This window comes from Xenorhabdus sp. IM139775 (genome assembly GCF_028598745.1).
Lineage (GTDB): Bacteria > Pseudomonadota > Gammaproteobacteria > Enterobacterales > Enterobacteriaceae > Xenorhabdus.
Map to the genome: position 1 here is coordinate 1 of NZ_JAQRFK010000148.1, position 2803 is coordinate 2803.

Here is a 2803-nt window from a genome sequence, read left to right on the forward strand (position 1 = left end):
AGGCAGTAACGGCAGCGGCACGGGACAGCCTGATAATCCCCGTTGAGCCGGGCAGGGTGCGGAGCGGGGGCAGACCGTGGCCGGACTGCCCGTCAGCCCCGGCGATAGCGGGGGTACGTGGGCAATGGGCGGCCTGAACCGTGGTGTCCCCGTTAAGCCGGTGCAGGCCGCCCAAAGCCCACTCAACATAATGCAGGGAGATTGTGCGAAATTCGCCGTTGAACCCCGCCGCCCCGCCTGCCGCCGCAAAGCGGCTCACATCGCACAATCTGCATTATGTCTGCGCCCCCGCTTATCGGCATCGCTGGCGTGCCGCCGCACAAGGCTGCGCCTTCTGCTCTGACCGGTTGAGCCAGCGCTCGGCAAACACCGCGCACAAACACCAACGCCCTGCCACCGTTCAGCCAGCCGGCTTCTTCTTTAGCTGCCCTGCCCGCGTCCGGCCAACATCCCTGTAGGCAGGTCGGCCTGCGGCCTCCGTTAATTTACCTCCCCCGCCCCGACCCCGCTGCATTGGCTGCGCGCGGCTCGCACTGCGCTGCGCTCCGTTGCTCGTTGCCGTGCTCGCCATCTCCGCCCCGTGCAGCCCCCGCAGGGGGCTTCCCTGTTGGGTACAGTGAAACCGCCGGACCGTGCAAAACCGAAGCCCCGCTGCCTGTGAGCGTCGCAGGGGCGCCGCTTGCAGGCTCTCTGCCGCCCGCACCCGCAGAACGGCCGCCCGCCGTCCGGCAAGCCGGGCGACGTTCGCCCGTTGCCGAAAGGGAAACGCATCACAAAATCAAGCTGTTGAGTCAACGCGCGTGAGCACAGGCGCTATACTGCACTACAGTAAACGGGCGCAATGGCCTGAAAGTGCACATCGGGGATCGGGCAAAAAAATCTTTACCCCAACGGGTAAAACAGTCTCTTTAACAAGCTGTTATTAAAGAAAAAATCCCGCCTAAAAAGTATGGTCGTGTCGGGACAGTCCCTAAGACCCGATAGGGCTGCTGGGCGGGCTGAACCCGTACGGGTATGTGCATAATCCGCTGTCTTGGGTTGACTCATTTGGGTTGTGTGGCACTTCACAGGTAATGCCTAAAAAGCAGCTTCCTCATAAGGTCATCAATGAGCTGAAAAAATTTGAAGGTAAAGATTACCGCTTTGGAAATCAAACTTTCAAATTGGACAAAGCAGGTATGAAGCATATTCTTGAACGGCATCACCCTGATTATTGGGATGGTTCAATAAAGGCTAAGCAAAGTTTTCTTTCTCCTAAAATGTCAACAAATGATATTACCGATGCTATCGGGAATGTGATGAAGCAAAATAGAGATACCGTAATAAGTAAAGGAAGTATCGGTAAATTCCAAATCTCCGGTCAGTATCAAGGCCAAGATTATGTAGTTGGTTTTAAAAATGGAAGAATAGGACAATTTTATCCGGGTAAACTATGATAAGCATAAACACATATATTAAAATCAAAGATGAGTATATTGATATTTTTCAATATGATGGAAAGTTTAAAAATTCTGACTACATTGATGGTGCCTTAGAGTTAACCATCAATGGTATTAGCCTTATTGATAAGTCAATGTATGATTATATTGATGATCTTTGGTGTTATTTGGCAGAAGGATTATCGATACTAGAAGATAATCAAGAGTTTAAATGCTATTTCCCAGATCAACCGATAGAGGTTAAATTTACTCCATCAAAAGGAAATAGAGTACTCGTTAGTGTAAATTGCCATTCAGAAGTTAAGACTTCTATTGAAAAGGAAGAATTTTTAATTGTTATGAGTGAACACGCAAAAAGATTCTTTAAACGGATGGAAGACTTAAATCCTAGCTCAATAGGTGCATATAGAGAAGCTATGCAATATTTAAAAAAAATTACTTTTTAATTTACATATAAAATAATCGGCAGATCCTGTGATCTGCCGGCTTTGTTCTGTTAAGAGCGGCTCACGCCCTGTCCTTAGCGGCTTTTATAATCCCCAATCAACTCACGCATTCTCAGCTTAATTTCACTGATTTGCTCGCGCTGGCGCCGGTATTGCTGTTTGAGGCTGTTGGTCTCGTCGCTGTCAGGAATGAGCACTAAACAGCCATCCATGATTTTCACCGTGACCGAGCCGCCAATCTCAAACCCCGCTTGTTTAAGCCATTGCCCCTTAAGGCGGATCATCGGGGGCGGGTTCTCACTGCCGTTTTGCGGCACGTATCCCACGGTGTAATAACGTTCTGTTTTCGCGGCTTTATTTTGAGCCGTGTTTTGCTTAGAATGCGCCTTAGCCATCATTCAACTCCAATCAGTTGGTTGTGGTTAGCGGTGTTGATGTGCTGAGAACACGCCAACACCGCGAAATTATCTTACTGCTACCCTACAATGAGTTTTGCCATCTTGGTTCTTGTCACTAAACTGTCCATCAAAACTATCAACGCTTGTTGATCTTCATCAGAGAGCGAATCAATTTGCTCATAAAGCGCTTGTAGCTTAGGGTTATGTATTTTAGGTGCTTTCGGTTCTTCGAGTCCGACCAAAGCATCAATACTCATCTGTAATGCCTGAGCAATTTTAACCACCGTATCCAGTTGTGGCACTGAAGAACCCCGCTCCCAACGGTTATAAACCCGCCGATTTACCGCCAACAGATCAGCCAATCGCGCTTGTGTCATTTTGCGTGCTTCCCTTGCTTCACGAAGTCGAGTTGCAAAGATCTCCATACCGTTCTCACTTAGCCAGTCTTGAAATGATATGGTCATTGTAACCCTCCCTCTAAAAAACCCTTGACGACGTACACATAATAGTACTTTAATGA

The 2803-nt window shown here is 48.8% G+C and carries 6 protein-coding genes; 3 read left to right on the forward strand and 3 right to left on the reverse strand.

Translation table 11 applies throughout. The annotated features are described in order from the left end of the window. A partial coding sequence (locus PSI17_RS16385) for a hypothetical protein (RefSeq protein WP_273552979.1) occupies window positions 1-259 on the reverse strand: 259 nt, incomplete at its 3' end. Window positions 260-632: 373 nt separating this feature from the next. Between PSI17_RS16385 and PSI17_RS16390 the strand changes: the two genes are divergently transcribed. The 3 genes from PSI17_RS16390 (at window position 633) to PSI17_RS16400 (ending at window position 1885) form a co-directional block, all read left to right on the forward strand. Further along, on the forward strand, window positions 633-926 hold the full coding sequence (locus PSI17_RS16390; RefSeq protein WP_273552980.1) for a hypothetical protein: 294 nt from the start codon (window positions 633-635) through the stop codon (window positions 924-926). A gap of 147 nt (window positions 927-1073) precedes the next feature. After that, on the forward strand, window positions 1074-1436 hold the full coding sequence (locus PSI17_RS16395; RefSeq protein ID WP_273552981.1) for an EndoU domain-containing protein: 363 nt from the start codon (window positions 1074-1076) through the stop codon (window positions 1434-1436). Then, window positions 1433-1885: a hypothetical protein gene (locus PSI17_RS16400; protein WP_273552982.1), complete on the forward strand. Its 453-nt coding sequence runs from the start codon at window positions 1433-1435 to the stop codon at window positions 1883-1885. The genes PSI17_RS16395 and PSI17_RS16400 overlap by 4 nt, the downstream gene beginning before the upstream one ends. A 74-nt stretch (window positions 1886-1959) precedes the next feature. Here the strand turns inward: PSI17_RS16400 and PSI17_RS16405 are convergent, their stop codons facing one another. Beyond that, a complete protein-coding gene (locus tag PSI17_RS16405) occupies window positions 1960-2280 on the reverse strand; it encodes a SymE family type I addiction module toxin (RefSeq protein WP_273552983.1) in 321 nt (106 codons plus the stop codon). A gap of 80 nt (window positions 2281-2360) precedes the next feature. Further along, the gene (locus tag PSI17_RS16410) at window positions 2361-2747 is read right to left on the reverse strand and encodes a helix-turn-helix domain-containing protein (protein ID WP_273552984.1); all 387 of its coding nucleotides are present in this window, start codon (window positions 2745-2747) and stop codon (window positions 2361-2363) included. Window positions 2748-2803: the final 56 nt, after the last annotated feature.